21 protein-coding genes are annotated in these 24,628 nt (G+C 73.8%); 13 read left to right on the forward strand and 8 right to left on the reverse strand.

Translation table 11 applies throughout. The annotated features are described in order from the left end of the window. Positions 1–165 precede the first annotated feature (165 nt). Positions 166–1,407, forward strand: coding sequence for an Nramp family divalent metal transporter (locus QRN56_RS26255; protein WP_285108274.1), 1,242 nt, complete (start codon positions 166–168; stop codon positions 1,405–1,407). Between the two features lie 86 nt (positions 1,408–1,493). Here QRN56_RS26255 and QRN56_RS26260 read toward each other — a convergent pair whose 3' ends face one another. Both QRN56_RS26260 and QRN56_RS26265 read right to left on the reverse strand, forming a co-directional pair. Next, the gene (locus tag QRN56_RS26260; RefSeq protein WP_285108275.1) at positions 1,494–2,678 is read right to left on the reverse strand and encodes a glycosyltransferase; all 1,185 of its coding nucleotides are present in this window, start codon (positions 2,676–2,678) and stop codon (positions 1,494–1,496) included. Beyond that, entirely contained in the window at positions 2,675–3,607 is a 933-nt protein-coding gene (locus tag QRN56_RS26265) for a DMT family transporter (RefSeq protein WP_285108276.1), read from the reverse strand. Before QRN56_RS26265 ends, QRN56_RS26260 begins: the two co-directional genes overlap by 4 nt. A 127-nt stretch (positions 3,608–3,734) precedes the next feature. Between QRN56_RS26265 and QRN56_RS26270 the strand changes: the two genes are divergently transcribed. From QRN56_RS26270 to QRN56_RS26280, 3 genes are read left to right on the forward strand one after another with little or no spacing between them, the layout of a single operon-like run. Beyond that, positions 3,735–4,709, forward strand: coding sequence for an alpha/beta fold hydrolase (locus QRN56_RS26270; protein WP_285108278.1), 975 nt, complete (start codon positions 3,735–3,737; stop codon positions 4,707–4,709). 11 nt (positions 4,710–4,720) lie between these two features. Then, a complete protein-coding gene (locus QRN56_RS26275) occupies positions 4,721–5,770 on the forward strand; it encodes a glycosyltransferase family 4 protein (RefSeq protein WP_285108279.1) in 1,050 nt (349 codons plus the stop codon). A gap of 39 nt (positions 5,771–5,809) precedes the next feature. Continuing rightward, the gene (locus QRN56_RS26280) at positions 5,810–7,000 is read left to right on the forward strand and encodes an acyltransferase family protein (protein ID WP_285108281.1); all 1,191 of its coding nucleotides are present in this window, start codon (positions 5,810–5,812) and stop codon (positions 6,998–7,000) included. A 57-nt stretch (positions 7,001–7,057) separates the two neighbouring features. Here the strand turns inward: QRN56_RS26280 and QRN56_RS26285 are convergent, their stop codons facing one another. Next, positions 7,058–7,885 (reverse strand): RDD family protein, encoded by an 828-nt coding sequence (locus tag QRN56_RS26285; protein ID WP_285108282.1) that lies wholly within the window; start codon positions 7,883–7,885, stop codon positions 7,058–7,060. 78 nt (positions 7,886–7,963) lie between these two features. On the opposite strand from QRN56_RS26285, the gene QRN56_RS26290 reads away from it, so the two are divergent. The 6 genes from QRN56_RS26290 to QRN56_RS26315 all read left to right on the forward strand — a co-directional run bounded on the left by QRN56_RS26290 (position 7,964) and on the right by QRN56_RS26315 (position 14,789). Next, on the forward strand, positions 7,964–8,953 hold the full coding sequence (locus QRN56_RS26290; protein ID WP_285108284.1) for a stage II sporulation protein M: 990 nt from the start codon (positions 7,964–7,966) through the stop codon (positions 8,951–8,953). Between the two features lie 112 nt (positions 8,954–9,065). Beyond that, positions 9,066–10,280, forward strand: coding sequence for a DUF7544 domain-containing protein (locus tag QRN56_RS26295; RefSeq protein WP_285108286.1), 1,215 nt, complete (start codon positions 9,066–9,068; stop codon positions 10,278–10,280). 1 nt (position 10,281) lies between these two features. Next, positions 10,282–11,001, forward strand: a complete 720-nt coding sequence (locus QRN56_RS26300) for a DUF4129 domain-containing protein (RefSeq protein ID WP_285108287.1) — start codon at positions 10,282–10,284, stop codon at positions 10,999–11,001. After that, a complete protein-coding gene (locus tag QRN56_RS26305; RefSeq protein WP_285108289.1) occupies positions 10,998–12,293 on the forward strand; it encodes a DUF4350 domain-containing protein in 1,296 nt (431 codons plus the stop codon). The genes QRN56_RS26300 and QRN56_RS26305 overlap by 4 nt, the downstream gene beginning before the upstream one ends. Beyond that, entirely contained in the window at positions 12,290–13,429 is a 1,140-nt protein-coding gene (locus tag QRN56_RS26310; protein ID WP_285108291.1) for an AAA family ATPase, read from the forward strand. The genes QRN56_RS26305 and QRN56_RS26310 overlap by 4 nt, the downstream gene beginning before the upstream one ends. Positions 13,430–13,436: 7 nt before the next feature. Beyond that, positions 13,437–14,789 (forward strand): DUF58 domain-containing protein, encoded by a 1,353-nt coding sequence (locus QRN56_RS26315; protein ID WP_285108292.1) that lies wholly within the window; start codon positions 13,437–13,439, stop codon positions 14,787–14,789. Positions 14,790–14,871: 82 nt separating this feature from the next. Here the strand turns inward: QRN56_RS26315 and QRN56_RS26320 are convergent, their stop codons facing one another. From QRN56_RS26320 to QRN56_RS26330, 3 genes are all read right to left on the reverse strand, one after another. Beyond that, positions 14,872–16,038 (reverse strand): trypsin-like serine peptidase, encoded by a 1,167-nt coding sequence (locus tag QRN56_RS26320; RefSeq protein WP_285108294.1) that lies wholly within the window; start codon positions 16,036–16,038, stop codon positions 14,872–14,874. Between the two features lie 112 nt (positions 16,039–16,150). Then, the gene (locus tag QRN56_RS26325) at positions 16,151–16,807 is read right to left on the reverse strand and encodes a response regulator (RefSeq protein WP_285108438.1); all 657 of its coding nucleotides are present in this window, start codon (positions 16,805–16,807) and stop codon (positions 16,151–16,153) included. Positions 16,808–16,854: 47 nt separating this feature from the next. Next, positions 16,855–18,255: a sensor histidine kinase gene (locus QRN56_RS26330; protein ID WP_285108295.1), complete on the reverse strand. Its 1,401-nt coding sequence runs from the start codon at positions 18,253–18,255 to the stop codon at positions 16,855–16,857. Between the two features lie 195 nt (positions 18,256–18,450). Here QRN56_RS26330 and mtrA point away from each other — a divergent pair, with 195 nt between their 5' ends. The 3 genes from mtrA to QRN56_RS26345 are packed head-to-tail and all read left to right on the forward strand — an operon-like array spanning position 18,451 to position 22,762. Next, the gene (gene mtrA, locus QRN56_RS26335; protein WP_182619134.1) at positions 18,451–19,131 is read left to right on the forward strand and encodes an MtrAB system response regulator MtrA; all 681 of its coding nucleotides are present in this window, start codon (positions 18,451–18,453) and stop codon (positions 19,129–19,131) included. A 32-nt stretch (positions 19,132–19,163) separates the two neighbouring features. Continuing rightward, the gene (gene mtrB, locus QRN56_RS26340; RefSeq protein WP_285108297.1) at positions 19,164–21,017 is read left to right on the forward strand and encodes an MtrAB system histidine kinase MtrB; all 1,854 of its coding nucleotides are present in this window, start codon (positions 19,164–19,166) and stop codon (positions 21,015–21,017) included. Beyond that, complete coding sequence (locus tag QRN56_RS26345; protein ID WP_285108299.1) at positions 21,017–22,762, forward strand: LpqB family beta-propeller domain-containing protein; 1,746 nt, start codon at positions 21,017–21,019, stop codon at positions 22,760–22,762. Before mtrB ends, QRN56_RS26345 begins: the two co-directional genes overlap by 1 nt. Positions 22,763–22,874: 112 nt before the next feature. Here the strand turns inward: QRN56_RS26345 and hpf are convergent, their stop codons facing one another. Next, the gene (gene hpf / locus QRN56_RS26350) at positions 22,875–23,540 is read right to left on the reverse strand and encodes a ribosome hibernation-promoting factor, HPF/YfiA family (RefSeq protein WP_285108301.1); all 666 of its coding nucleotides are present in this window, start codon (positions 23,538–23,540) and stop codon (positions 22,875–22,877) included. A 261-nt stretch (positions 23,541–23,801) separates the two neighbouring features. Then, entirely contained in the window at positions 23,802–24,545 is a 744-nt protein-coding gene (locus QRN56_RS26355; protein WP_285108303.1) for a ComF family protein, read from the reverse strand. Positions 24,546–24,628 lie beyond the last annotated feature (83 nt).

Raw genomic sequence — 24,628 nt, forward strand, 5'->3', positions numbered from 1 at the left:
ACCGGACAGGTGCGGGCGCGTCCCTTTTGGGCGGGTGAAACCCGTGGGTACAGTCACGCCATGGAAAAGGACAATGAGGTCACTTCGCAGGGGGTTCCAGGAGATCGGCTGACCGAGGACCCACCAGCACCACGCGAAAGGTCAGGCGTGGGGCAGGACCAGTCCTTGGAGAGACCGCGCTGGCGCATCATCGGCCCGGGCCTCGTCGTCGCGGCCACCGGCATCGGCGCCGGTGACCTGGTCGCCACGATGGTCGCGGGCAGCAACTACGGCTACGCGCTGCTGTGGGCGGTGATCCTCGGCGTCGTCGTGAAGATCGCGCTCGTCGAGGGGGCCGGCCGCTGGACGCTCGCGACCGGCCGCACCATCTTCGACGGCTGGAAGTCGCTCGGCCTGTGGGCCGTCGTCTACTTCGGCGTCTACGTGGTCGTCTGGGGCTTCAGCTACGGCGCCGCCGCCATGTCCGGCGTCGGGCTCGCGCTGAACGGCCTGTTCCCGGTGCTGGACGTGCGGTACTGGGCGATGCTGTCCGGCGTGGCCGGGCTGGTGCTGGTCTGGTTCGGCAAGTACAAGCCGTTCGAGAACGTCATGGCCGTGCTCATCGGCGTCATGTTCGTGACCGTGGTGGGCTCGGCGGCGCTGACGACGCCCAACCTCGGCGAGATCCTGGCCGGGCTGGTGCCAGTCATCCCCGAGGGCGCGGTCCTCAACACGCTCGGCCTGGCGGGCGGCGTCGGCGGCACCATCACCCTGGCCGCCTACGGGTACTGGCTCACCGAGAAGGGCTGGGACACGCCCCGCTGGATGCGCGTCATGCGGATCGACAACGCGTGGGCGTACTTCATGTCCGGCGTCTTCGTGATCGCCATGCTGATCGTGGGCGCCGAGCTGCTGTACTCGGCGGGCCTGGCCGTGGCCGACGGCGAGCAGGGCCTGGTCGACGTCGCCGACGTGCTCGCCCAGCGGTACGGGGCGTTCATGGCGCCGCTGTTCCTGGTCGGGTTCTTCGCCGCGACGTTCTCGTCGGTGATCGGCGTCTGGCACGGCGTGTCGCTCATGTTCGCCGACTTCGTGGCCACGATGCGCAACCTGCCCGCCGACGACCGTCGCCGCGGCGCCGGCGGCACCTACTACCGGTGGTACATCCTCTGGCTGACGTTCCCGCCGATGGCGCTGCTGTTCCTCGACAAGCCGATCCTGCTCGTCGTGGTCTACGGCGCGCTGGGCTCGCTCTTCATGCCGTTCCTCGCGCTGACCCTGCTGTTCCTCATGAACTCGAGGGCGGTGCCGCAGCAGTGGCGCAACCGCTGGTGGGTCAACGTGATCCTGGTGCTGGTGGCCGCGATGTTCCTGGTGCTCGGCGGCAACGAGCTGGTCAAGGCGGTGGCGCCGGTCTTCGGCGGCTGACCCCGGTCGGACGCGGCCGTACGTGTCAGACCCACAGGTCACCCGAGGGACCTGTGGGTCTGACACGTACGGGACGTGCTGACAGGTCAGGCAGCCGCCGCGGTCGCGCGCATCGCGTGGACCTTCTCGTAGATCTCCGCGAACGCGTCGAGGGTGCCGTCCACGGCGTGCGCCGCGACGAGCTCGCGGCTCGCGGCGCCCATGCGGTGCCGCAGGCCGGCGTCCGCCAGGAGGTCGCCCAGCCGGTTGGCCAGCTCGCGCACGTCGCCCGGCGTGTAGAGCCAGCCGTTGACGCCGGGGCGCACCAGGTGGGGCAGTGCCATCGCGTCGGCGGCGACCACCGGCAGGCCCGAGGCCATCGCCTCCAGCGTGACCAGGCTCTGCAGCTCGGCCACCCCCGGCATGCAGAACAGGTCGGCCTCGGAGTAGGCGGTGAGGAGCTCGTCGTCGGGCACGTACCCGCGGAACCGGACCCGCCCCGCGACGCCGGACTCGACGGCGAGCGCGGCCCAGTCGTCGGCTTTGGCGCCGGTGCCGACGATCTCCAGCCGGCCCGGGAGGCCGTCGGGGAGCAGGGCGAAGGCGCGGATGATCTCGTCGACCCGCTTCTCCTGGTCCAGGCGGCCCACGAACAGGACCGTCGGCTCGGTGCGGCCGTCGCGGACGGTGGTGGTGTACCGGTCGGTGTCGATGCCGTTGGACACGGGGATCGCGTGGCCGAGCCCGGCGTGCTGCGCGAGCAGGTCCACGGCACGCGGCGTGGGGGCGGTGACGACGTCGGCCTTCGCGTAGACGCGGCCGATGTCCTGCCACAGCCAGCGCCCGACCGTGCGGTGCATCGAGCCGGGGACCAGCAGGTACCCGACGAGGTTCTCCGGCATCAGGTGGTTGGTCGCCACGATGGGCAGGTGCCGGCGGTGCGCGGCGTCGACCAGGGCGCGGCCGACGATGAAGCTGCCGTTGGTGTGCACGACGTCGGGCCGTACCTCGTCGAGGATGTCCGTGATCGCCCGGCGCGTCTCCCAGGGGAGGGAGATCTGCAGGTTGTGGTGCGTGGGGTACCGGCTGGAACGCAGCCCGTGCAGGACGACGCCGTCGCGCACCTCGCGCACGGGGCGGCCCGTCGGCGACGGGGCGACGACGTGCACCTCGTACCCGCGGCCGGCCAGGCCGGTGGCCAGGCTGCCGGCGAACCGGGCGGCGCCGTTCACGGCGGGCGGGTAGGTATCGGCGCCGATCAAGATCGTGCGGGGAGTACCAGGCAGGTTCACTGTGCTGTACCTCTCGATGGTTCGGGAAGTCTCGAAGGGGTGGTGCGCGCCGCGCGGGCCGCGACGGCGTCGGGGTGAAGCCGGGCAAGGACGAGGACCCCGGCGGCCGCGGCGAGCGCCGCGCCACCGAGGAGGAACCAGGTGGCGACGGGCGTGTCGGCGCCCTCGCCGAGGAGCACCGCGCCGAGCAGCACGGCCACGATCGGGTCCACGACCGTGAGGCACGCGACCACGACCTCGGGCGGGCCGGACGGGTAGGCCTGCTGCACGAGCCAGCCGCCCAGCACCAGCGCGGCGATCGCGGCCGCGGCCGTGCCGAGCACCTGCGGGTCGTGCCAGGGGGTGCCGACCGCGAGCTCCTGGAAGATCACGCGCATGAGCGCGGAGAGCAGGCCGAACGCGGTGGCGCCCGCCGTGGCGCAGGCGACGCAGCGCAGCCAGCCGCCGGCCGCCAGGCCCGCGATACCCAGGCCCACCACGACACCCCCGACGACCAGGACGGTCGGCAGCGTGGAACCGGGTGGTGGCACGTTGCCCGAGGTGGCGCTCACGGACGCGGCCACGAAGACCGCCACCCCGGCCATGGTCAGGGCGACGCCGAGCAGCACGTTGCGGCCGGGCACCCGCCGCAGCAGCAGCGAGGAGAGCAGCACCGCCACGGGCACGGCGAGCACGCCGATCGGCTGGACCAGGCGGAGCGGCGCGAGCGCCAGCGCCACCGCGTGCACGATCGTGCCGCCCGCCGCGAGCCCGAACCCGGCCAGCCAGCCCGGCCGTCGGACGATCCGGCTGAGGCGGCGCAGGGACAGGACACGCTCGCGGGGGAAGGGCTGCCCGTAGAGGTCGGCCACCTCGCGGTGCTGCAGGACCGCGGCGCCGGCGAACAGGGCGGCGCCGAGGACGGCGAGGGCGACCGCTATGGCTTGCATGGGACAACGGTGACGTAAGGACGCCCTTCTCCGCCACCAGGTTTCCCCCCGTAATGAGATGGGGGTTTTCCCCCATCTTTCTCCGACCACTCCCGTGACCGTCCCTCGAGTGCTTAGGGTCAGCGCGATGAACACCGACACGCACCCGCGCGATCTCCAGGCACCGTACGCGGGACTCGTCGCGGCCACACCCGCGCGCGACGAGGACCTTCGCCTCCGCGGCGTCCGCGCGCACGTCCGTGTGTACGGGGACGCCGCGGCGCCGCACCGGCTCGTGTTCCTGCACGGGTTGCGCGGCGACCACCACGGGCTGGAGCCGATCGTGGCGAACCTCGTGGAACAACGTCCTGACCTGCAGGTATGGGTTCCCGACCTACCCGGTTTCGGGGCGTCGGCACCGCTGCCGGACGGGGTGCACGACGTCGCCGGCTACGCCGCGTGGACCGCCGAGCTGCTGGCCGTCGTCGCGCCAGGAGGTGACGCGGTGCTGGCCGGGCACTCCTTCGGCTCGATCGTCGCGGCGGCGACGGTGGCTGGCCCGGCCGGCGGCGCGGCTCCGGCCGGACCACCCGTGCGGGCGCTCGTGCTGGTCAACCCGATCGCGACGGCGGCGCTGGACGGCCCGCGCCGGGCGATGAGCGCCGTCACCGTGGGGGTGCACCGGCTGGCCGCGGCGCTGCCGGAGCGGGCCGGGACCGGCCTGCTGCGTCACCCGCTGTTCACCCGCGTGGCGAGCCTCGCGATGGTCACCTCGAACGACCCTGACCTGCGGCGCTGGATCCACGCGGAGCACGACCGGTACTTCTCCGGCTTCGCCGACCGGCGCACCCTGCTGGAGGCCTTCCACGCGTCGGTGGGCACCGACGTCTCCGCCTACGCGGGGCGCATCACCGTGCCGACGCTCCTGGTCGCCAGCGAGAACGACGACGTCGCCCCGCTGCCGTCCCAGCGGGTCCTCGCGGCGGCGCTCGCCGACGCCCGGCTGGCCGTGGTCCCGCGGATCGGCCACCTGGCCCACTACGAGGCGCCGGATGTCGTGGCCCGGGAGACGGCCGGATTCCTGGCCGGTCTCCAGGCCACCGGCGACCGGGATGAACAGTGAGGGAAGATCAGATGAAGATCGTCGTCGACTGCCGCTACCTGCGGGTCGGCCGGCACGACGGGATCAGCCGGTACACCGCGGGCATCGTCACGGCGCTGGCCCGGCTGCACCCGATCGAGGTGCTGGTGGACGACGAGCGCCAGCTCGCCCACCTGCCGGAGGGGCTGCCGTGGCACAAGGTGAGCGCCCCGACGAGCTGGCGCGAGCCGTTCGTGGCCCGGCAGGTGCGCCGCACGGGCGCCGACGTCGTGTTCAGCCCGATGCAGACCATGGGCACCTGGGGACGGGACTACCGGGTGGTCCTGACCCTGCACGACCTCATCTACTACCGGCACCCCACGCCCCCGCGGAACCTGCCCGCGGCCGTGCGGCTGCTGTGGCGGGCGTTCCACCTGGCGTGGTGGCCGCAGCGGGTGCTGCTGAACCGGGCCGACGCCGTGGTCACGGTCTCGGAGACCACGCGCGACCTGATCGCCCGGCACCGGCTGACCCGGCGTCCGGTCACGGTGGTGCCGAACGCGCCCGACCCCGTGCCGGACCTGACCCGCGCGCCCCGCACCCGGTCGCTCGTCTACATGGGCTCGTTCATGCCGTACAAGAACGTCGAGCTGCCGGCCCGCGCCATGGCCCGCCTGCCCGGCTGGGAGCTGCACCTCATGAGCCCGGTCACGGCCGAGCAGCGCACGCGGCTGACGGAGCTGGCCGGCGAGGGCACGCTCGTGTTCCACGACGGTGCGTCCGACGAGGTCTACCGCGACGTGCTGCGCGGCGCGACGGCGCTGGTCTCGGGCTCCCGCGACGAGGGCTTCGGGCTCCCGCTGGTGGAGGCCATGACGCTCGGCACGCCGCTGGTGGTCAGCGACATCCCCGTGTTCCGCGAGGTCGGCGGCGCGGCGGGGGCGTACGTCGACCCGGACGACCTGGACGGGTACGTCGCCGCGGTCCGCGAGCTCGACGACCCGCGCACCTGGGCCGAGCGGTCGGCCGCCGCGCGGCTCCGCGCCGCAGGGTACGACTGGGACACTTCGGCCAAAACGCTCCTGTCGCTTCTGGTAGGGTGATTTTGACCGTTATCGTTCCGTGATCTAAGGTCGGCGGCGATGACCCGTCCTGACGAGAGCCTGACCGCATCCGTTCCCGAGGCGAATCCCGAGACCACGGGCAGCCCGCGCCGGAAGATCACCGGCCGGCTCGTGGCCATGGACGGCCTGCGCTTCGGCGCCGCGGCCGCCGTGCTGCTCTACCACTTCACGGCCACCTCGACGGTCACCAGCTACTGGGGCGCCGACCCCGACCGGGCGTTCCCGCTGCTCAACGAGGTCACCCGGTACGGCTGGCTGGGCGTCGAGCTGTTCTTCATGATCTCCGGGTTCGTGATCATGCTCAGCGCCGACGGCCGCGGGATCGCCGGCTTCGTCGCCTCCCGGGTGGGCCGCCTCTTCCCGGCGTACTGGGCGTGCATCGTGCTGACGGTCGGCCTGCAGCAGTTCTGGTCCGGCGGCCGGCAGACCGACCTCACCGAGACCCTGGTCAACCTCACGATGGTGCAGGACCTCTTCGACGTCACCGGTGTCCAGGTCGTGTTCTGGACCCTGCTGGTCGAGCTCAAGTTCTACCTGCTGGTGCTCGTGGTGCTGGCGCTCGGCCCGCTCACCCGCAACCGCGTGCTGACCTTCGCCACCCTCTGGCCGCTCGCCGGCTGGGCCGCGCAGGAGCTCGGCGCCCACTGGCTCGCCGACTGGCTCGTGCCGGTCTACGCCCCGTACTTCGCCGTCGGCATGCTGCTCTTCCTCGCCTACCGGGACGGGTTCGACCTGGTCACGAGCGCGCTGCTCGCGGGCGGCCTGGTCCTGTGCGTGATGCGGGTGCAGGAGGCCGCCGGCCGCGCGTCCGACCTGCAGGGCGTCACCGTGGACCCGGTCATCGCCGTGATGATCATGCTGGCCAGCGTCGTGGCCGTCTGGGCGACGACGCTCCGCGGCAGGACGGCACCACCCCGCAGGGTCGCGACCGTGCTCGGCACCGTCGGTGCCCTGACCTATCCCGTGTACCTGGTGCACACCCAGTTCGGGTACGCCGTCATCGACGTGCTGGCCCACGAGACCACGCGCACGGTCGCCCTCTTCGCCGCGGGCGCGCTGAGCCTCGGCCTGGCGGTCGCGATCCACTACGGCATCGAGCGGCCGACGTCGGCCCGGCTGCGCCGGGCAGTGCAGGCCGGTCTGCTGCGCTGCTCGGCGGCGCTGCGCTCACGTGGCCTGATGCGGGCCTGGGACGACGTCCGCACCTGACCTGACCTGACAGGGCCGGCCCGACCTGGCCGGGTGTCGGGGGCGCCGCGAGCCGGCTCAGCGCGGCGGGTCGGCCACCGCGAACGGGAGGCGGTGCAGCAGCTCCGCCTGCTCCAGCGCCCGCCGGCGCTCCCGCTGACCCGCGTCGAGCTCGCGCTCGCGGCGCTCGGCGAGCACCGCGTGCAGGAACGCCTCGGGGTGCGTTCCCGGCGGCGGACCGGGGGCGACGTACGGCTCGATGCGGCCGGCGAGGTCGTCGGCCAGCCGGGCCCGGGACTCGGGCGCGAGCCGGGCGGCGCGGCCCAGCATCTGCCGGGCGGCCAGCGCCAGCCCGTCCGGCAGGCGGCGCATGTCCGCGGTGTGCGCCCACGCGGCCAGGGACTGCGGCATCACGACCGGGGCCGACGGCGGCTTGCCGCCCCGCACCCGCACCGCGTACGTGCCGGCCGCGAGGTCGCCGAGGCGCTTGCCCTTCGCGTTGGACAGCGACGCGATCGCCGCGATGCCGCCGAACGTCAGCCACAGCTCGATCACGCCGATCAGCGCCCGCACCAGCGCGTGCCGGAACCGGACCGGGCCGCCGTCGTCGCGCACCACGCGGATGCCGCAGGCGAGCTTGCCGACCGACCGGCCGCGCGAGAGCGTCTCGACCGTGACCGGGATGCCCACCATGACCACGACGTTCGCCAGCACGTAGACGATCGCCGCGATGTCCTCGCCCAGCACGGCGTTCTCCAGGAACCAGACCGCGCCGACGACCAGGACGGCCGTGATCACCGCGCCGATCACGAGGAAGTCGAGCATCGCGCCCATGGCGCGCGTGATGAACGACGCCGGGCGTGCGTCCAGCACCACGCCCTCGCCGATGACGATGCCGTCCTGCACGATTCCTCCGGTCCGGGGTGCTGTCGGATGGTGCGGGCCTCGGGACGTGCCGCGGTCCCTGTGCGGCAGACTACCGTCGTGGACATCGACGCCTTCACCGCCGTGCACGCCGCAGAGTGGGACCGCCTCAAGGAGCTCGCCTCCCGACGCCGGCTGGACGGTGCCGAGTCGGACGAGCTGGTGCGCCTGTACCAGTCGGTGGCCACGCACCTGTCGACGGTCCGGTCGGCGGCGCCGGACCCCGCGCTGGTGACCCGCCTGTCCGACGTGCTCAACCGGGCGCGCACCCGCATCGCCGGGTCGCACGAGCCCGCGTGGCGCGAGGTGGTGCGGTTCGCCGTGGTGTCGCTGCCCGCGGCGTTCTACCGGATCCGGTGGTGGTCGCACGCGGTGACGGCCGCCTGCGTGCTCGTCGCGGTGGTCGCGGGCGTCTACATCGCGTCCGACGCCGACGCGATGAACTCCCTGATGCCGCCGTCCGCCCAGGAGGAGTACGTCAACAACGCCTTCGCCTCCTACTACGACCCGGGCATCGGGTTCGCCGCCGTGGTCTGGACCAACAACGCCTGGATCGCGGCGCAGGCCGTCGCCGGCGGGATCACCGGCTTCTTCACCCTGAACGTGCTGTGGCAGAACGCGGTCCAGATCGGCGCCACCGGCGGCATGATGGCGGCGCACGACGAGCTCGACCTGTTCCTCACGCTCATCGCACCCCACGGCCTGCTGGAGCTGACCTGCATCTTCGTCGCGGGCGCGGCGGGCCTGCGGCTGTTCTGGACGCTCATCGACCCCGGGCACCGCAAGCGGTCGGTCGCGATGGCCGCCGAGGGGCGTGCCCTGATCACCACGGTCATCGGGCTCGCGGTGGCCCTGGCGGTCTCGGGCCTCGTGGAGGGCTTCGTGACCGGCTCCGAGCTGTACTGGTGGCTCAAGATCGTCATCGGCGCGATCGTGCTCGCCGGGTTCTGGGCCTACGTGTACGTGCTGGGCGGGCGCGCCGTCCGGGCCGGCGCGACCGGCGACCTCGCGGAGCACGAGGCCGGCGCTACGGTGGTCACAGCGGGGTGACGGTCGCGTGGCGACCCGCCCGCACGCTCGAATTACGCCGCCCCCTGTCAGTACCGCGTACTAGGGTTGCGGCGCACAGGCACCACCGCAGACGACACCCGGAGCACGCCCCATGACGACGCCCGAGAGCGCACCCGACCAGCCGGCGCAGCCGACGCCCCCGCAGCCCGGAGGCTCCCAGCCCACGGGCTGGGGCGAGCCGCCGCGGTACGGGCAGTACGCGCCCGGGTACGACCCGTCGGCCCCGCAGGCGCCGGAGCAGCCGCAGTACGGGACGCCGCCGGCCGGGCCCGCCGGTCAGTACGGTCAGAACCAGTACGGGCAGACCCAGTACGGCCAGCACGCGCCCGGCGGCGCCCTCCCGGGCTACCGGCCCGCGGCCGACAAGCCCGGCATCGTCCCGCTGCGCCCGCTCACCCTGGGCGAGCTGTACGACGGCGCGTTCGGCGCCGTGCGGCACAACCCTGCCGTCACGCTCGGGCTCACGGCCATCATCGTGGTCGTGGCCGTCGCGATCGGCACGTTGCTCAGCATCCCGCTGACCACCTGGTTCACCGACCTGTGGGGCAGCTTCTTCGCGGAGCTCGAGAACGACCCGGCCATGCAGGACCTCGGGTTCACGCAGGACATGCTGGGGGTGACCTACGGGTCGCTGCTCGGCACGAGCCTGCTGCTCATGCTCGCCTCGCCCCTCGCCATGGGCGTCATGGCCGTCTCCGTCAGCGACTCGGTCATCGGCCGCAAGATCTCGGTGTCCGACGCGTGGCGGCGCGTCGCCAAGCGGGCCTGGTTCCTGATCGGCTTCTCGCTGCTGAGCACCCTCGTCGTGCTCGTGGCCTACGTGCTCGCCGTCGGCATCGTCGTCGGGCTGTTCTCCGTGGACCCGACGCTCGGCGTGGTCGGCCTGCTCGTCGTGCTCGCCGGGCTCGTGGTGGCCGGCGTCTGGGCGTTCACCCGCGTGATCCTCGTCCCGCCCGCGCTCGCGGTCGAGGGCGGCGGCTTCTGGGCGACGTTCACCCGCGCCTGGAAGCTCTCGCGCGGCTCGTTCTGGCGGGTGCTCGGCATCTACCTGCTGACCTCGATCATCCTGAGCGTGATCGGTCAGATCGTGTCCCTCCCGATCGGCGCCGTCCTGGGCCTGGCGATGATGTCCGCCAGCGACGTGGCCGTGGCCGTCAGCTACGGGGTCACCTACGTCATCACGGGCGGCATGAGCGTCCTGTTCCTCGGTGGCGTCACCGCCCTGCTCTACATCGACACCCGGATGCGTCGCGAGGGACTGGACGTGCAGCTGCAGGCCGCGGCCGCAGCCGCGGCGGACAAGTGACATGAGGGCCGATCTGCCCGTCGTCCCGGACCGGGACACCGCACGCGAGTGGCTGACGAGCGAGCTGCAGCGCCCCGAGTACGCGGAGCGCGAGTCGCTGCTGTCGCGCGTGATCCGCTGGGTCCTGGACTGGCTGAACGGCATCGACTGGCCCGACACCGCGATGTCGGGGCCCCAGCTCGGGATCGTCCTCGCGGTCGTCGCCGTGGTCGTCCTGGTGATCGCCTGGCTGATCGCCGGACCGGTGCGGCTCGGCCGCGACCGGACGGGAAAGGCCGAGGTGCTCGACGCCGACGACGCGCGGACGGCCGCGCAGATGCGCGCCGCGGCCGACGCCGCGGCGGCGTCGGGCGACTGGCGGACGGCGGCCGTGGAACGCTTCCGCGCCGTCGTCCGGTCCCTGGAGGAGCGGGTGATCATCGAGCCGCGACCCGGCCGCACGGCGCAGGAGGCGGCGGGCGACGCGGGCGAGCGCCTGCCCGGACAGGCCGCCGGCCTGCGCTCGGGCGCCGACCTGTTCGACGGCGTCGAGTACGGCGACCGGGTCGCCACGGCGGCGGACGACGCCGCGCTCCGCGAGCTCGACGGCCAGGTCACCGCGGCCCGGCCCGCGGCGGTCCCCGCGACCGCTACCGGCACGGGCTCCGGCCCCGATACGCACGACGACGAGCCCGCGGACGCCGCCCGGGGCGCCCACGAGAAGCCGGGGGTGTCCGCATGACCACGCAGCTGCCCTCCCCGTACGCCCCCGCGCCGCCCGCCCCGACGCCGCCCTCGGCGACGCCGGTCGCGGCCACGGGGCCGGTCGACGAGCCGCCGGTGGTCATCGGCGACGACACCACGGGCCGGTCACGCGCCGCGAGCCGGTGGCGCCGGATGCGCTGGCCGCTGACGGTGCTCGCCGCGGTCGCCCTGTTCGTCCTGTTCCTCGCGGTGGTCCGCACACCGACGTCCGCCGAGCCCAACGCGCCGGACAACCCGGAGCCGGACGGGGCCATGGCCGTGGCCGAGGTCCTGAAGGACCAGGGCGTGCGCATCACCCACGTCACCTCGGTGGCCGACGCCGTCGCCGCGGCCGGGCCGGACAGCACGCTCCTGGTCACGCCGAACCCGTCGTTCTTCGCGGACGACCAGGTCTCCGCGCTCAACCGCACGGGTGCCGACCTCGTCGTGCTCAACCCGGACTACAGCATGGTCGCGGGCGTGAGCCGCGACAAGCTCGACATCACCTACGGCGAGCGGCCCGACCCGGTCGAGCCGCAGTGCGACGACCCTGCGGCGCAGGCGGCGGGCGCGGTCACGCTGGCGCCCGGTCTGTACGACGCGTCCGCCGCCGGCGACAACGTGCGCCCGGTCCTGTGCTGGCCGGACGGCGCCGGCGCGTTCGCCTACGCCCGCCTGGACTTCCCGGACCGGTCGGTGACCGTGGTCAGCGACCCCGCGGTGCTCCGCAACGGCACCGTCCTCGACGAGGGCAACTCGGCGCTCGCGCTGTGGATGCTCGGCCAGAACGAGGACCTCGTCTGGCTGGTCCCGGACCCGATGGACATCACCACCGGCAGCGACGAGCCCACCCCCGCCGAACGTGGCCAGGTGAACGCGGTCATGCCGCCCGGTTCCGCGCCGGTCGCCCTGGTGGCCCTGCTGGCCGCGGTGCTGCTCGCGCTCTGGCGCGTGCGCCGCATGGGGCCGCTGGTCGTCGAGGACCTGCCGGTGCTCGTCCGCTCGGCCGAGGCCACGCGCGGTCGCGCTCGCCTGTACCGGGCCGCCCGCGCCCGCGGGCACGCCGCCGCCGGCCTGAGGGCGGCGTCCGCCGACCGGATCGCCTCGCGCCTCGGTCTGGCCCGCTCGTCCGACGCCAACACCGTGGTCGACGCCGTCGTGGCCGCCACGAACCGCCCGTCGCAGCAGGTGGCAGACCTGCTCTACGGCCCACCGCCCGCTGACGACGCCGCGCTCGCCGAGCTCGTGCGCCGACTCGACACCCTGGAGAGCGAGGTCCACCGACCGTGACCGAACCAGCCTTCCCCGCGCAGAGCGCGAGCCGGCCCGCGGAGCCGACGTCCGACCCGCAGGCCGGGCAACCCGGGGCGCCCGCCGCCCCGGCCGCCCAGACCGTGCAGACGGTGCCGGTGAACGGCCCGGCCGCGGCCGGCCCGGTCGACGCCGCGCCCGCCCCGGCCCAGCCGCCCGCCCCGTCGCAGGAGCTGCGCTCCGCCCTGGCGGCGGTCCGTACGGAGGTGGGCAAGGCCGTCGTCGGGCAGGACGCGGCCGTGACCAGCCTGCTCATCGCGCTGCTGTGCCAGGGCCACGTGCTCCTGGAGGGTGTGCCGGGTGTCGCCAAGACGCTGCTGGTCCGCACCCTCGCGGCGGCCCTGAAGCTGGACACCAAGCGCATCCAGTTCACGCCCGACCTCATGCCGGGCGACGTGACGGGCTCGCTCGTCTACGACGCGCGCACGGCCGAGTTCTCGTTCCGCGAGGGACCGGTGTTCACCAACCTGGTGCTGGCGGACGAGATCAACCGCACGCCCCCCAAGACCCAGGCGTCCCTGCTGGAGGCGATGGAGGAGCGTCAGGTGTCGGTGGACGGCACGCCGCGCCCGCTGCCGGACCCGTTCCTGGTCATCGCCACCCAGAACCCCGTCGAGTACGAGGGCACCTATCCGCTGCCCGAGGCCCAGCTCGACCGGTTCCTGCTCAAGCTCGTGCTGCCGCTGCCCGAGCGGGAGCAGGAGGTCGAGGTCCTGGCCCGGCACGCCGCCGGGTTCGACCCCCGCAACCTGGCGGCCGCCGGCGTCACGCCCGTGGCCGACGCCGGGGTGCTGGAGCGCGCCCGCGCCGAGGTCGCGCGCGTCCAGGTGTCGCGCGAGGTGCTGGGCTACGCCGTCGACGTGTGCCGCGCCACGCGGTTCTCGCCGTCGCTCTCGCTCGGTGTCTCGCCGCGTGGCGCCACCGCGCTGCTGCGCACGGCGCGGGCCTGGGCGTGGCTGTCGGGCCGCTCGTTCGTGACGCCGGACGACATCAAGGCGCTGGCCCACCCGACGCTGCGGCACCGCGTGCAGCTGCGCGCCGAGGCCGAGCTCGAGGGCGTCACCGCCGAGGGCGTGCTGGACACGGTGCTGGCCTCCGTGCCCGTGCCGCGCTGAGGGCCGCATGGTCGTGACGTGGCGGGCCGCCGCCCTGATGGGGCTCGGCGTGGTGCCCGTGCTGCTCCTGCCGGCCAACGGGACGGTGCTGGTCTGGGCCACGTTCGTGGTCCTGGTGTGCGTGGCCGACGTCGTCCTGGCCGCCTCGCCGCGCCGCGTGGCGGTGCAGCGGCGTGTGCCGGCGTCGGTCCGGCTGCGCTCCGAGGCGACGAGCGAGCTCGTGGTCCGCAACGCGTCCGGCCGGCGCCTGCGGGCGGTGGTCCGGGACGCGTGGGGCCCGTCGGCCGGTGCGGGTCCGGGGCGGGGCAGGTCCGACCGCGTGCGCCCGGCGTCGGGCGGGCCGGGGCGCCACCACGTGGACCTGCCCGACGGCGAGGCCGCGCGCCTGCCGACCGTCCTCGTGCCGACGCGGCGCGGCGACCGGGCGGCGGGCGGCGTGACCGTCCGCAGCCTCGGGCCGCTGGGCCTGGCCGGCCGCCAGGTGACGCTGCCTGTCCCGGGCCGGCTGCGCGTGCTGCCGGAGTTCGCCAGCCGCAAGCACCTGCCGTCGCGCCTGGCTCGGCTGCGGGAGATGGACGGCCGCGCCGCCGTGCAGATCCGCGGCGAGGGCACGGAGTTCGACTCGCTGCGGGAGTACGTGGTGGGCGACGACGTCCGCTCGATCGACTGGCGGGCCACCGCCCGCCGTCGTGAGGTGGTGGTGCGCACCTGGCGCCCCGAGCGGGACCGGCGCGTGCTGATCGTCCTAGACACCGGCCGCACGGCCGCGGCCCGCGTGGGCGCGGCCGACTCGACGGGCGCGCCGCGCCTGGACGCCAGCATCGAGGCGGCGCTGCTGCTCTCGGCGCTGGCCGGGCACGCGGGCGACCGCGTGGAGCTCGTGGCGTTCGACCGCACCGTGCGGGCGCGGGTGGCGGGTGCCGCCGGACCCCGGCTCATGCCGGCCCTGGCGGAGTCGCTGGCCACCGTGGACCCCGTGCTGCTGGAGACGGACTGGCCGGGCGTGGTGGCGCAGGTGCGCACCCGGATGACGCAGCGCGCGCTGGTGGTGCTGCTCACCACCCTGGACCCGGCGGCGGTGGAGAACGGCCTGCTGCCCGTGGTGGACCAGCTCGCCCGCGACCACACCGTGGTCGTCGCCTCCGTCGCGGACGAGGAGGTGGCGGCGCTGCGCGCCGGCCGCGAGACGGTTGCCGACGTGTACGACGCCGCGGCCGCGGCCCGGGGCGACCTGGAGCGCACCGCGGTCACCACGATGCTGCGCCGCTACGGGGCCGACGTCGTCGAGGCGCTGCCGGACGACCTCGCGCCGCGGCTCGCCGACGAGTACCTGGCCCTCAAGGCCGCCGGCCGGCTCTGACCGACCGGCTCTCACGGAGCGGCCGCCGGCCGACCCGGACGAGCACAGCGCCCGGCCGCACGAGGCGGCCGGGCGCTGCTGCTCACCCGTTGGTCTGGACGGCGAGCCGGTGCACCGCGCTGTCGAAGTGCGGCGCGCCGATGGACCGGTTCTGCGGGGTCCCGTACGAGGTGACCCCGCGGACGTACCCCAGGCGCGTGCGGTCGCTGTAGTGCCACACCCACGGGCCGCCGGAGGACCCGGTGCCGAAGTTGCACCCGCTGATCAGCGAGGTGCGGGCCGCGACGCTGCTCTTGCGGGTCATGCCCTGGCAGCCCCACATCACCTCGCCGTAGTCGCGGTTCGACGGGTACCCGAAGACCTTCACCGGCCAGCGGTAGTACTGGTCGATCTTCAGCCCGTTGCCGCCGACGGCCGGGACCACGCGCTGCCCCGCCTCGTTCGCGAACGTGGTCATCATCCCGACGTCGCGGTACCAGCCCTGCGCCGTGCCGCCCTTCTGGATCCAGGTCTTGAAGGTGTGCAGGGTGCGCGCCTGGAACGTCCCGTAGGGCGTCGGGTCGGCCGCGGTGCCGTCGTACCTCGGCACGAAGACCAGGTTGCTGTGCCAGGTACCGCCCCGGCCCTCGTGCACGCAGTGCCCGGCGGTGATCACCACCCGCTTCGACCTGGTGTTGATCGTGGCCGCCGAGCAGTAGCTCCCGCTCCCGTAGCCACCGATGAAGAGCTTGCCGGTGCTGATCGGGAACGTGTTGATCGACTGGGTCTGCGCCCCGCCCGCCGGGGCGCCCTCGGGTGCCACCGGGCGGGTCACGACCTTGCCGTCCTGGGCGTCGTCGCCCAGCGGGGCCGCCGGCAGGCCGCCCGCGCGGCCCACCGTGGTGCCGGCCATGAGCTCCGCGGCGACCCCCTTCGCCATCTTCTCGACGAGCGCGGGGTCCCCGGGGGCGTCCAACGGCTTCGCTGCCGCCATCCGCTCCTCCGTCCAGTACTCCAGCACGGCGGGGTCGCCGCCCTCCGCGTCGACCCGCTGCAGCTCCTGGGCGGAGTAGGTGCGCCGGGAGGCGCCGTCCGCCTTCAGGACCGGCGCGACCGCCGACACGATCCCGGTGTCGGCGGTCTTGGCCACCCGGGCCGGCGGCGCGCCGGTGGCGGCCGCGCCCCAGGCCGTCGGGACGACGGCCACCGTCGCCGTGACGGTCACGGCGGCCGCCATGGCCGCGAGGCGCAACCTCTGCGTTCTGCCCATAGATCTCCCCTGTCCACTTGTCCGGTTCATCCGGTCCATGCCGAATCGGACACATGCTAGACAAGAAACGTTAGGGGGTCTATCGGTTTTCGGTCGTGGGCTCCGCCCGCGGTCACACGCCGAGGTGGCGGAGCACGGCCAGGACCCGGCGGTGGTCGGCGGCGTCCTGCGGCAGGTCCAGCTTGGTGAAGATGGCCGCGACGTTCTTCTCGACCGCCCCGGCCGACAGGTGCAGCAGGTCCGCGACCGCCTTGTTGGACCGGCCCTGCGCCATCAGACCCAGCACCTCGCGCTCCCGGGCCGACAGGCGGTCCAGGGCGGTGTCCTGCCGAGCGGAGCCCATGAGCTGCGTGACCACCTCCGGGTCCAGCACCGTGGCGCCCTGCGCCACGCGGCCGAGCGCGTCGACGAAGTCGCGCACGTCGGCCACCCGGTCCTTGAGCAGGTAGCCGACGCCGCGTGCGTCGCCGGCCAGGAGCCGGCTCGCGTACCGCGTCTCCACGTACTGCGAGAACAGCAGCACGGGCAGGCGCGGGTGCCGGGCGCGCAGGCTCAGCACGGCCCGCAGGCCCTCGTCGGTGAAGGTGGGCGGCATGCGGATGTCCGCCACGACGACGTCGGGCAGCGACTCCTCCCGGACGGCGCGGGCGACCTCGCGCTCCAGCGCGTTCCCGTCGCCGACGCCGGTCACGGTGTGGCCCCGTCGCGTCAGGAGCGCGGCGAGGCCGTCACGCAGGATCGCCGAGTCCTCCGCGACGATCACGCGCAGACCGGTGCCGGTGGTGCCGGTGCCGGACGTCGGGTCGGCCGGGCCGGTCACGGGCGTCCGGACGGGCTGGGGGTGGGCAGGGTCACGGTGACCACCGTAGGCCCACCGGCGGGGCTGGACAGGTCGAACGTGCCGTCGACGGACCGCACCCGGTCGGCCAGCCCGGCCAGGCCGGACCGAAGACCCGAGCCGTCGGGCGCGACGACCACGGCGCCGCCGCGGCCGTCGTCGCGCACCCGGATCCGGAGCGCCGCCCCGGCGCCGCCGGCGCCGGCCGCGGGCTCGACCAGCACGTACACGCCGGAGGCGCGCGCGTGCTTGGCCGCGTTCGTGACGAGCTCGGCGACGCTGAAGTAGGCGATCGACTCCAGCGCCGGGGCCAGGCGGCCGTCCGCCTCGACGCTCGGGTCCACGTCGACGGTGACGGGCAGGGCCGACCGTGCCGCGAGGGTCTCCAGCGCCACGCCGAGGCCGCTGTCGAGCGCCGGCGGGTGGATGCCCCGGGCCAGCTCGCGCAGCTCGGTGAGCGCCTCCTTGGTCGACGCGTGCGCGGTGTCGACCAGCTCGGCGGCCTGGGTGACGTCGCCGCCGTCGGCCAGCTGCTCGCGCGCCTCGCCGAGCTGCATGGCGACGGCGACCAGGCGGGCCTGCGTGCCGTCGTGCAGGTCGCGCTCGATGCGGCGCAGGCGGGCGTCGGCGTCGTCCACGGTGCCGGTGCGGGACCGCTCCAGCTCGGCGACCCGCAGGCTCGCCCGGGTGGGGCTCAGCAGGCCGGCGGTGAGCACCCGGAAGAGCAGCGCGAACATCCGCGTGATCCACGGCCAGCAGAGGAGCAGCAGCAGCCCGGCGAGCGCGGCGAGGGCCAGGCGCGGCGGCGTGTCGAGGAAGTAGGCGTCGCCGAACTGGGCGCCGCGGTGCAGCGCGCCGTCGCTGCCGGTCTGCTCCGGCAGGTACCGGTACCAGAACCAGTAGGTCAGGCCGCCCAGGCCGGTGGCCAGGAACGTGATGCTCGTGACGAAGGACAGGATGGCGAGGGGGAAGGTGACGAACATGAACAGCAGGGCGCGCCACCCGGTGGCGTCGCCGATCAGGGAGCCGATCGTGCGCCAGAAGCCGCGCGGCCGGACGTACGGGGCGGGCACGGCGACGTCGAGGTCGAGCAGGTCGCGGGCGAGACCGCGGTACATCGCGCCCCAGCCGCGGCCACCGGCCACGACGGCCCCGGCCACGAACAGCCCGACCACCGTGACGGCGATGCCGGCCGTGAAGCTGACCGCGAAGAGCGTGTAGGTCAGGGCGAACGGGGCCAGCAGGAGCACCAGCGTCAGGTAGCCCTGCTCGCGCCAGGTGCGGGCCGCGAACGGTGCGGTGAGGAAGCCGGGGCCAGGCCGCGCGGCGCCGCCCGGGACGGCGACGGGTGCGAGCCGGTCGGCGGTCATGGTTGTCATGGTGCCAGGTTCGCCCCTCACGGGGCGGCGGCGACATGGGGTCGACCGCCGGGTTGTCCGGGGGTTTTCCCCCGTACCGGGATGCGGTCCACCCGCGGCCCGCGGCATACCCCCACCGGGTGAACCTGGGCCGAACACGCCAGGTCGGGGCCCACAAGGCCGGGTTTGCTGGACCAGGCTGGCACACTGGAGGGCATGAAGGTACGAGTTCTTGTCGTCGACGACGACACAGCACTGGCGGAGATGATCGGCATCGTCCTCAAGGGCGAGGGCATCGAGGCGATCTTCTGCGCCGACGGGGACTCCGCGCTGGGCATGTTCCGGACCCATCAGCCAGACCTCGTGCTGCTCGATCTCATGCTGCCGGGCAAGGACGGCGTCCAGGTCTGCCGCGAGATCCGCGCCGAGTCGGGCGTGCCGATCATCATGCTGACGGCCAAGTCGGACACGCTCGACGTGGTGGTGGGCCTCGAGTCCGGCGCCGACGACTACGTGTCCAAGCCGTTCAAGCCCAAGGAGCTCGTCGCCCGGATCAAGGCCCGCCTGCGCCGCAGCGAGGACCCGGGCCCGGAGCGGCTGGTCGTCGGCGACGTCGAGATCGACGTCACGGGCCACACCGTGACGCGCGACGGCGAGCGCATCGCGCTCACCCCTCTCGAGTTCGACCTGCTCGTCGCGCTGGCGCGCAAGCCGTGGCAGGTCTTCACGCGCGAGGTGCTGCTGGAGCGCGTGTGGGGCTACCGGCACAGCGCGGACACGCGCCTGGTCAACGTCCACGTGCAGCGCCTGCGCTCCAAGATCGAGCGTGACCCGGAGAACCCGGAGATCGTCCTGACGGTGCGCGGCGTCGGCTACAAGGCGGGCGCGACACGCTGATGCCGTCCGGCCTGGTCACACGGCTTCGCCGAGTGGTCTCACGGGTCCGGGTGGTCACGGTCCGGGCCACCCGCCGCGGGGTCGCGCAGTGGCGCTCCTCGCTGCAGCTGCGTGTCGTCACCACCGCGCTCGCGATCGGCCTGGCGGCGATCGCGGTGCTCGGGCTGTACCTGTCGACGTCGGTGCGGGACGGGATCTACGAGCAGCGGCTCGCGGCGATCGACCGGGAGGCCGCCGCATTGACGACGCAGGTCTCGGAGAACTTCTCGAACTCCGCGACGACGTCGAACGGCGACCTGCAGAGCCTGCTCAACGACACGGTCTCGACGCTCACCGCCACCAGCGGCTCCACCGCGCAGGACTACTTCCTGCTGCAGGAGCCCGGCGGTACCGCGCAGGTGTCCGACGTCGTGTCCCGGGGCGACCTGAGGGACGTGGTCATCACCGACGAGCTGCGCCAGGCGAACATCGCCTCCGAGGACGACCAGGTGCTGCAGGCGGTGGGCATCCCGGCGGTCGACGACCCGAGCGTGGTCCGGCCTGGCGTCATCGTGGGCTCCACGGTCCAGGCGGCGCCCGACGCCCGCTACGAGATCTACTACCTCTACTCCCTGGAGCCCGAGCAGGAGACGCTGTCGTTCGTGCACCGCGTGCTGCTCGCGGGCGGGTTCGGGATGCTGGCCCTGCTCGGCGTCGTCACGTGGACGATGGCCCGGCAGACGGTGACGCCGGTGACGAGGGCCGCGACCGTGGCCGAGCGCCTCGCCGAGGGGCACCTCTCGGAGCGCATGCCCGGCGCGCGGGGCGCCGACGAGATGGCGAGCCTGGCGCGGTCGTTCAACGAGATGGCCGAGAGCCTGCAGGACCAGATCCGGCGCATGGAGGAGCTCTCCGCGATGCAGCGGCGGTTCGTCTCCGACGTGTCGCACGAGCTGCGCACACCGCTGACGACCATCCGGATGGCGAGCGAGATCATCCACGAGTCGCGTGACCAGATGGACGCGGACGCCAGCCGGTCCGCCGAGCTGCTGCTGGGTCAGATCGACCGGTTCGAGTCGCTGCTGGCCGACCTGCTGGAGATCAGCCGGTTCGACGCCGGCGCCGCCGTGCTCGACGCCGAGCGCCGCGACCTGGGCGACCTGGTCATGTCCGTGGTGGAGCAGGCCGCCCCGCTGGCGGAGACCAAGGACGTCCGGGTCTCGGTGCGCCTGCCCGACGGCGACGCCGCAGCCGACTTCGACCCGCGCCGGATCGAGCGCATCCTGCGCAACCTCGTGGTCAACGCGATCGAGCACGCGGAGGAGCGCCCCGTCGAGGTGACGGTCGCGGAGAGCGACCGCGCGGTGGCGGTCGTGGTGCGCGACTACGGCGTCGGCATGACCAAGCAGGAGGTCGAGCACGTGTTCGACCGGTTCTGGCGGGCCGACCCGGCGCGCGCCCGCACCACGGGCGGCTCCGGCCTGGGCCTGGCGATCGCCCTGGAGGACGCCCACCTGCACGCGGGCCGCCTCGACGCCTGGGGCCGCCCGGGGCAGGGGGCGAGCTTCCGCCTCACGCTCCCGCGCAGCGCGGGCATCCAGCTGGGGGAGCCGCCGGTGACCATGGCGCCCGCCTCGCACGGGCTCGGCGCGCGCACGGGTCAGGTCCCCGCGGTGCACCCGGCCGCCGGTCCGACGCCGACGCAGATCCCGGACCTGTCCGGTCAGGGTCTGTCGGACTCCAGGCCTTCCCGTACCGAGCCCGGCGAGCCGGAGCTCGCGGAGCCGGAGCTCGCGGAGCCGGAGCTCGCGGAGCCGGAGCTCGCAGGGCTGGATCTCGCGGAGCCGGACGAGCGCGGCGAGCGTGCCGGATCGAGACCCGCGACGAACGACCTGGAGGTGCACTGATGCGCAGGGCAGCGAACCGCAGGGCGGCGAACACGGTGGCCGCCGTCGCCGTCGCCCTGCTCACCGCCGTCGGGCTCGGTGCCTGCGCCCAGATCCCCACCTCCGGCCCCGTCCGGGTGGGCACCGCGCCCGTCGAGCCGCAGGCCGACATCGCGATGCTGCCGCGCGGACCCATGCCCGGCACGGAGCCGCAGGCGATCGTGTCGGGCTTCCTCGGCGCTGCGGCGGCTGCGGCGACGTCGCCCAAGGAGTTCCAGACCGCCCGGGAGTTCCTCACGGCCGATGTCTCGGTCGCCTGGAACCCGGACGAGGCGGTGCGCGTCGTCCGCGAGGCGCCGCTGCCGGAGCCGCTGGAGGAGGAGATCGACCTCGGGACCACCGACACGGTGGAGATCGTCGTCAAGGCGACGACCATCGCGACCCTGGACAGCACCGGCGCCTACACCGAGGTGGGCAGCCCGCGCGAGGTCGGCTACCGGTTCACGCTCGTCATGGTGGGCGGCGAGTGGCGCATCTCGGCCCTCGACAACGGTGTGCTCGTGCCCGCCAACCTCTTCGCCAACCAGTACCGGGCCACGCGGCTGTACTTCCCGAGCGCGAACGAGGTCACGACCCTGGTGCCCGACCTGCGCTGGTTCCCGCGCCGGTTGTGGCAGAAGGTGGCCGTGGAGCAGATCCTCGCCGGGCCGCCCGAGTGGCTCCAGGGCGCCACGCAGTCCCTGGTGCCGGACGGGACCGGGCTCGTCTCGCCCTCCGTCCAGAGCAGGGACGACGCCGACGTCGTGCCGATCCGGCTCACCGAGCAGATCAGCGAGGTGCCCGCGGCGCAGCGCGCGGTGATCGCGGCGCAGTTCTCCGCGACCCTCTCCGAGGGCGCCGGCCGGGTGATTCCCGTCGAGCTGTTCAGCAACCAGAACCGGCTGTCGGTCGACGCGGCCGACGTGGACCTCCCGGCGACGATCGCCCAGGCGATCGTGCTCCAGGACGACAGCCTGTTCCGGGTGGACGACGGCCGGCTCGTCGAGCACGACGTGTCCGTCGACCTGTCGGGCATCGACCCGACCGCGCTCGCCGTCAGCCCCGGGACCACACCCATCGTGGTGCGCGACGGCACGGACCGGATCGTCAACCTCTCCCTCGACGAGGGCGAGGGCCCGGTTCCGGTCCTGGAGGGGTCCGACCTGGCGGCGCCGTCGGTGGACAAGTTCGGCAGTACCTGGACCAGCGGCGACGCGGGCAAGCTGCGGGTGGCGACGGACGCGCTCGACGTGGTCGAGCTGAAGCCCGAGTGGCTCAAGGGCCGCAGGGTGATCAGCGTGTCGGTGTCGCCGGAGGGCTCGCGCGTCGCGGTCGTCAGCGAGACGCCGTCCGGCCGGCAGGTGCAGGTGGCCGGCATCGTGCGCGACGCCGAGCACGCCCCGGTCAGCCTGGCGCCGGCGCTCTCGGTCGCCGCTCCGGTGGCCGACGTCGTGGAGGCCCGCTGGGCGGGGCTCACCACGCTCGCCCTCCTGACCCGGAACGGTCAGGGGACGTCCTCCGTCTGGAACGCGGGCGTCGGCGGCCTGGCCGGCACCGCCGGGCAGTCGCGCCAGCTCCCGGGGCTCACCGACGTCGTGCAGATCGCGGCGGGCGTGAACGACGAGGGGATTCTCGTGCTCACCGAGGACGGCAGCCTGGAGCACGAGGAGACCGGCGTCTGGCAGCCGATCGCCGAGGACGTGGACCTCGTCAGCTACCCCGGCTGACCCGGCCGGGTCCGGCCGGGTCCGGCCGGGAGACACGACGGCGGCGAGGCGGAACCGCATCCGCCTCGCCGCCGTCCTGCTCTGGTCGTGCCCTCTCGGCTACACCGTCTCGCTACGTCAGGTCGGTGACCGGGGCGCCGCCGCACGGGTTGTCGAGCTGGATCACACCGAACGACCAGCCCTTGCGCTTGTAGAGCACGGACGGACGCGACGTCTCCTTGTCGATGAAGAGGTAGAAGTCGTGGCCCACCATCTCCATCTCGTAGACCGCGTCGTCGAGGGTCATCGGGTCGGCGTGGTGCAGCTTCTGGCGGATCACCACGGGCGAGTCGCCGATCGTGGTCTCCACGGAGTCACCCGGCGCGGCCAGCGCTGCCGGGGTCGAGATCTGGGGCTCGGGTCCACCGGAGCCGCCGTCGGTCAGGATCTCGTCGAGCGGGCGCACGTCCACGGGGGCGAGCACCTTGTTGTTCCGGTGGTCCTTGCGACGGTCCCGGGCTCGGCGGAGTCGTTCGTTCAGCTTGTCGATCGCGAGGTCCAGGGCGCCGAAGCGGTCGTCTGCCGCAGCCTCGGCGCGGATCACCGGGCCCTTGGCGCGCAGCGTGAGCTCGACGCGCTCGCGGTTCTCGGACAGCCTCGGGTTGTTCTCGTGCGTGACCTCCACGTCCACCCGGCGTACGTAGGGGGACAGCAGCTCCACCTTGGCGAGCTTGTCCTCCACGTGCTGGCGAAAACGGTCTGCCACGTCCGTGTGCCTGCCGACAACGACAATTTCCATGTGCGTATCTCCGCTCCGGGAACTCTGGGCCACGCCGTCCCTTGCCGGCGGCGCGCGCCCGTCTCTACTGGGTCTGGCACCCCCTGCTGGTGCCGGGCACGAACCACCTCCCGTCGCGGCGCCCGACAACTTCGTCGAGCCTCGGATCTTGCGTGGGAGGTTCAGGCTAACTCCGTCGCCTGGGTAACGACAGTCCCAACCAACGGTGAACAAGACGACACAGATCTGTCACACTTTCAGGTTCGGATCGGAACGCCGCTTTCACCCGACGGTCACGTTTCCGCGATCCGCGGCTCGCGTCCCGGGGGCCGGCGTCGCTGCCAGCACGGTTGCTCCCAGCACGTCGTGCCCGCAGCCCTCGAGCGCCCGTTCGACGGCGGCGAGGGTCGCGCCGGTCGTGAGCACGTCGTCCACAAGAATGCACATGGATCTTTGTCCGAGCGCCCGCGCCCCGCGTCTCGTCATGCGGACGGAACTGCTCAGGTTGCGCCCGCGGGCCCGTGCGCCGAGGCCCACCTGGTCACGCCCGCGGCCGGTCCGGGCGAGGGCGGGCACCACACGCGCGGGCACCCCGCCGTCGTGCAGCCCCAGGGCCACCGACCGGGCCAGGACGGCCACGGGCTCGCGGCCGCGCGCCCGGCGCGCGGCCCCCGTGGACGGCACGGGCACGACCGCGAGGGGTGCACCGCACGCGGGGGAGAGCACCGGCCCCAGGCGGGCGACGGCCCGGCGCAGCGCCGGTGCGAGGAGGCGGTCGAGGTCGGCCCGCCCGCGGTCCTTCCAGTGCACGACGACGTCACGCACGGGGCCGGCGTACGGCGTGAGCGCCCACACGGGCACCGGCGGCACGCCGTCGAGCCGGTCCAGGCGGGGCGCGCCGTGCTCGACCCGCGCGAACGGGCCGGCCAGGAGGGCCGCGCACCCGGCGCACCAGGGCACGTCGAGCTCGCCGCAGGGGCAGGTGACGGGCAGCAGGAGGCGAGCGAGCTCGCGGACGGGACGCACCCGACCACCCTGCCCGCCCGCGCGCCTTGCCGCCGGTTGTCCACAGGCCTGTGCGCCCACCCATCCCTCCGGCCGGTCAGTGT

The sequence above is a fragment of the Promicromonospora sp. MEB111 genome, assembly GCF_030209445.1.
GTDB lineage: Bacteria > Actinomycetota > Actinomycetes > Actinomycetales > Cellulomonadaceae > Promicromonospora.

What these genes read in the sequence shown, in the direction of transcription:
- QRN56_RS26265 (WP_285108276.1), bottom strand. Translation starts at nt 3,607, where the DNA reads ATGCAAGCCATAGCGGTCGCCCTCGCCGTCCTCGGCGCCGCCCTGTTC.
- QRN56_RS26270 (WP_285108278.1), top strand. Translation starts at nt 3,735, where the DNA reads ATGAACACCGACACGCACCCGCGCGATCTCCAGGCACCGTACGCGGGA.
- QRN56_RS26275 (WP_285108279.1), top strand. Translation starts at nt 4,721, where the DNA reads ATGAAGATCGTCGTCGACTGCCGCTACCTGCGGGTCGGCCGGCACGAC.
- QRN56_RS26280 (WP_285108281.1), top strand. Translation starts at nt 5,810, where the DNA reads ATGACCCGTCCTGACGAGAGCCTGACCGCATCCGTTCCCGAGGCGAAT.
- QRN56_RS26295 (WP_285108286.1), top strand. Translation starts at nt 9,066, where the DNA reads ATGACGACGCCCGAGAGCGCACCCGACCAGCCGGCGCAGCCGACGCCC.
- QRN56_RS26300 (WP_285108287.1), top strand. Translation starts at nt 10,282, where the DNA reads ATGAGGGCCGATCTGCCCGTCGTCCCGGACCGGGACACCGCACGCGAG.
- QRN56_RS26305 (WP_285108289.1), top strand. Translation starts at nt 10,998, where the DNA reads ATGACCACGCAGCTGCCCTCCCCGTACGCCCCCGCGCCGCCCGCCCCG.
- QRN56_RS26315 (WP_285108292.1), top strand. Translation starts at nt 13,437, where the DNA reads ATGGTCGTGACGTGGCGGGCCGCCGCCCTGATGGGGCTCGGCGTGGTG.
- QRN56_RS26320 (WP_285108294.1), bottom strand. Translation starts at nt 16,038, where the DNA reads ATGGGCAGAACGCAGAGGTTGCGCCTCGCGGCCATGGCGGCCGCCGTG.
- QRN56_RS26330 (WP_285108295.1), bottom strand. Translation starts at nt 18,255, where the DNA reads ATGACAACCATGACCGCCGACCGGCTCGCACCCGTCGCCGTCCCGGGC.
- mtrA (WP_182619134.1), top strand. Translation starts at nt 18,451, where the DNA reads ATGAAGGTACGAGTTCTTGTCGTCGACGACGACACAGCACTGGCGGAG.
- QRN56_RS26345 (WP_285108299.1), top strand. Translation starts at nt 21,017, where the DNA reads ATGCGCAGGGCAGCGAACCGCAGGGCGGCGAACACGGTGGCCGCCGTC.
- hpf (WP_285108301.1), bottom strand. Translation starts at nt 23,540, where the DNA reads ATGGAAATTGTCGTTGTCGGCAGGCACACGGACGTGGCAGACCGTTTT.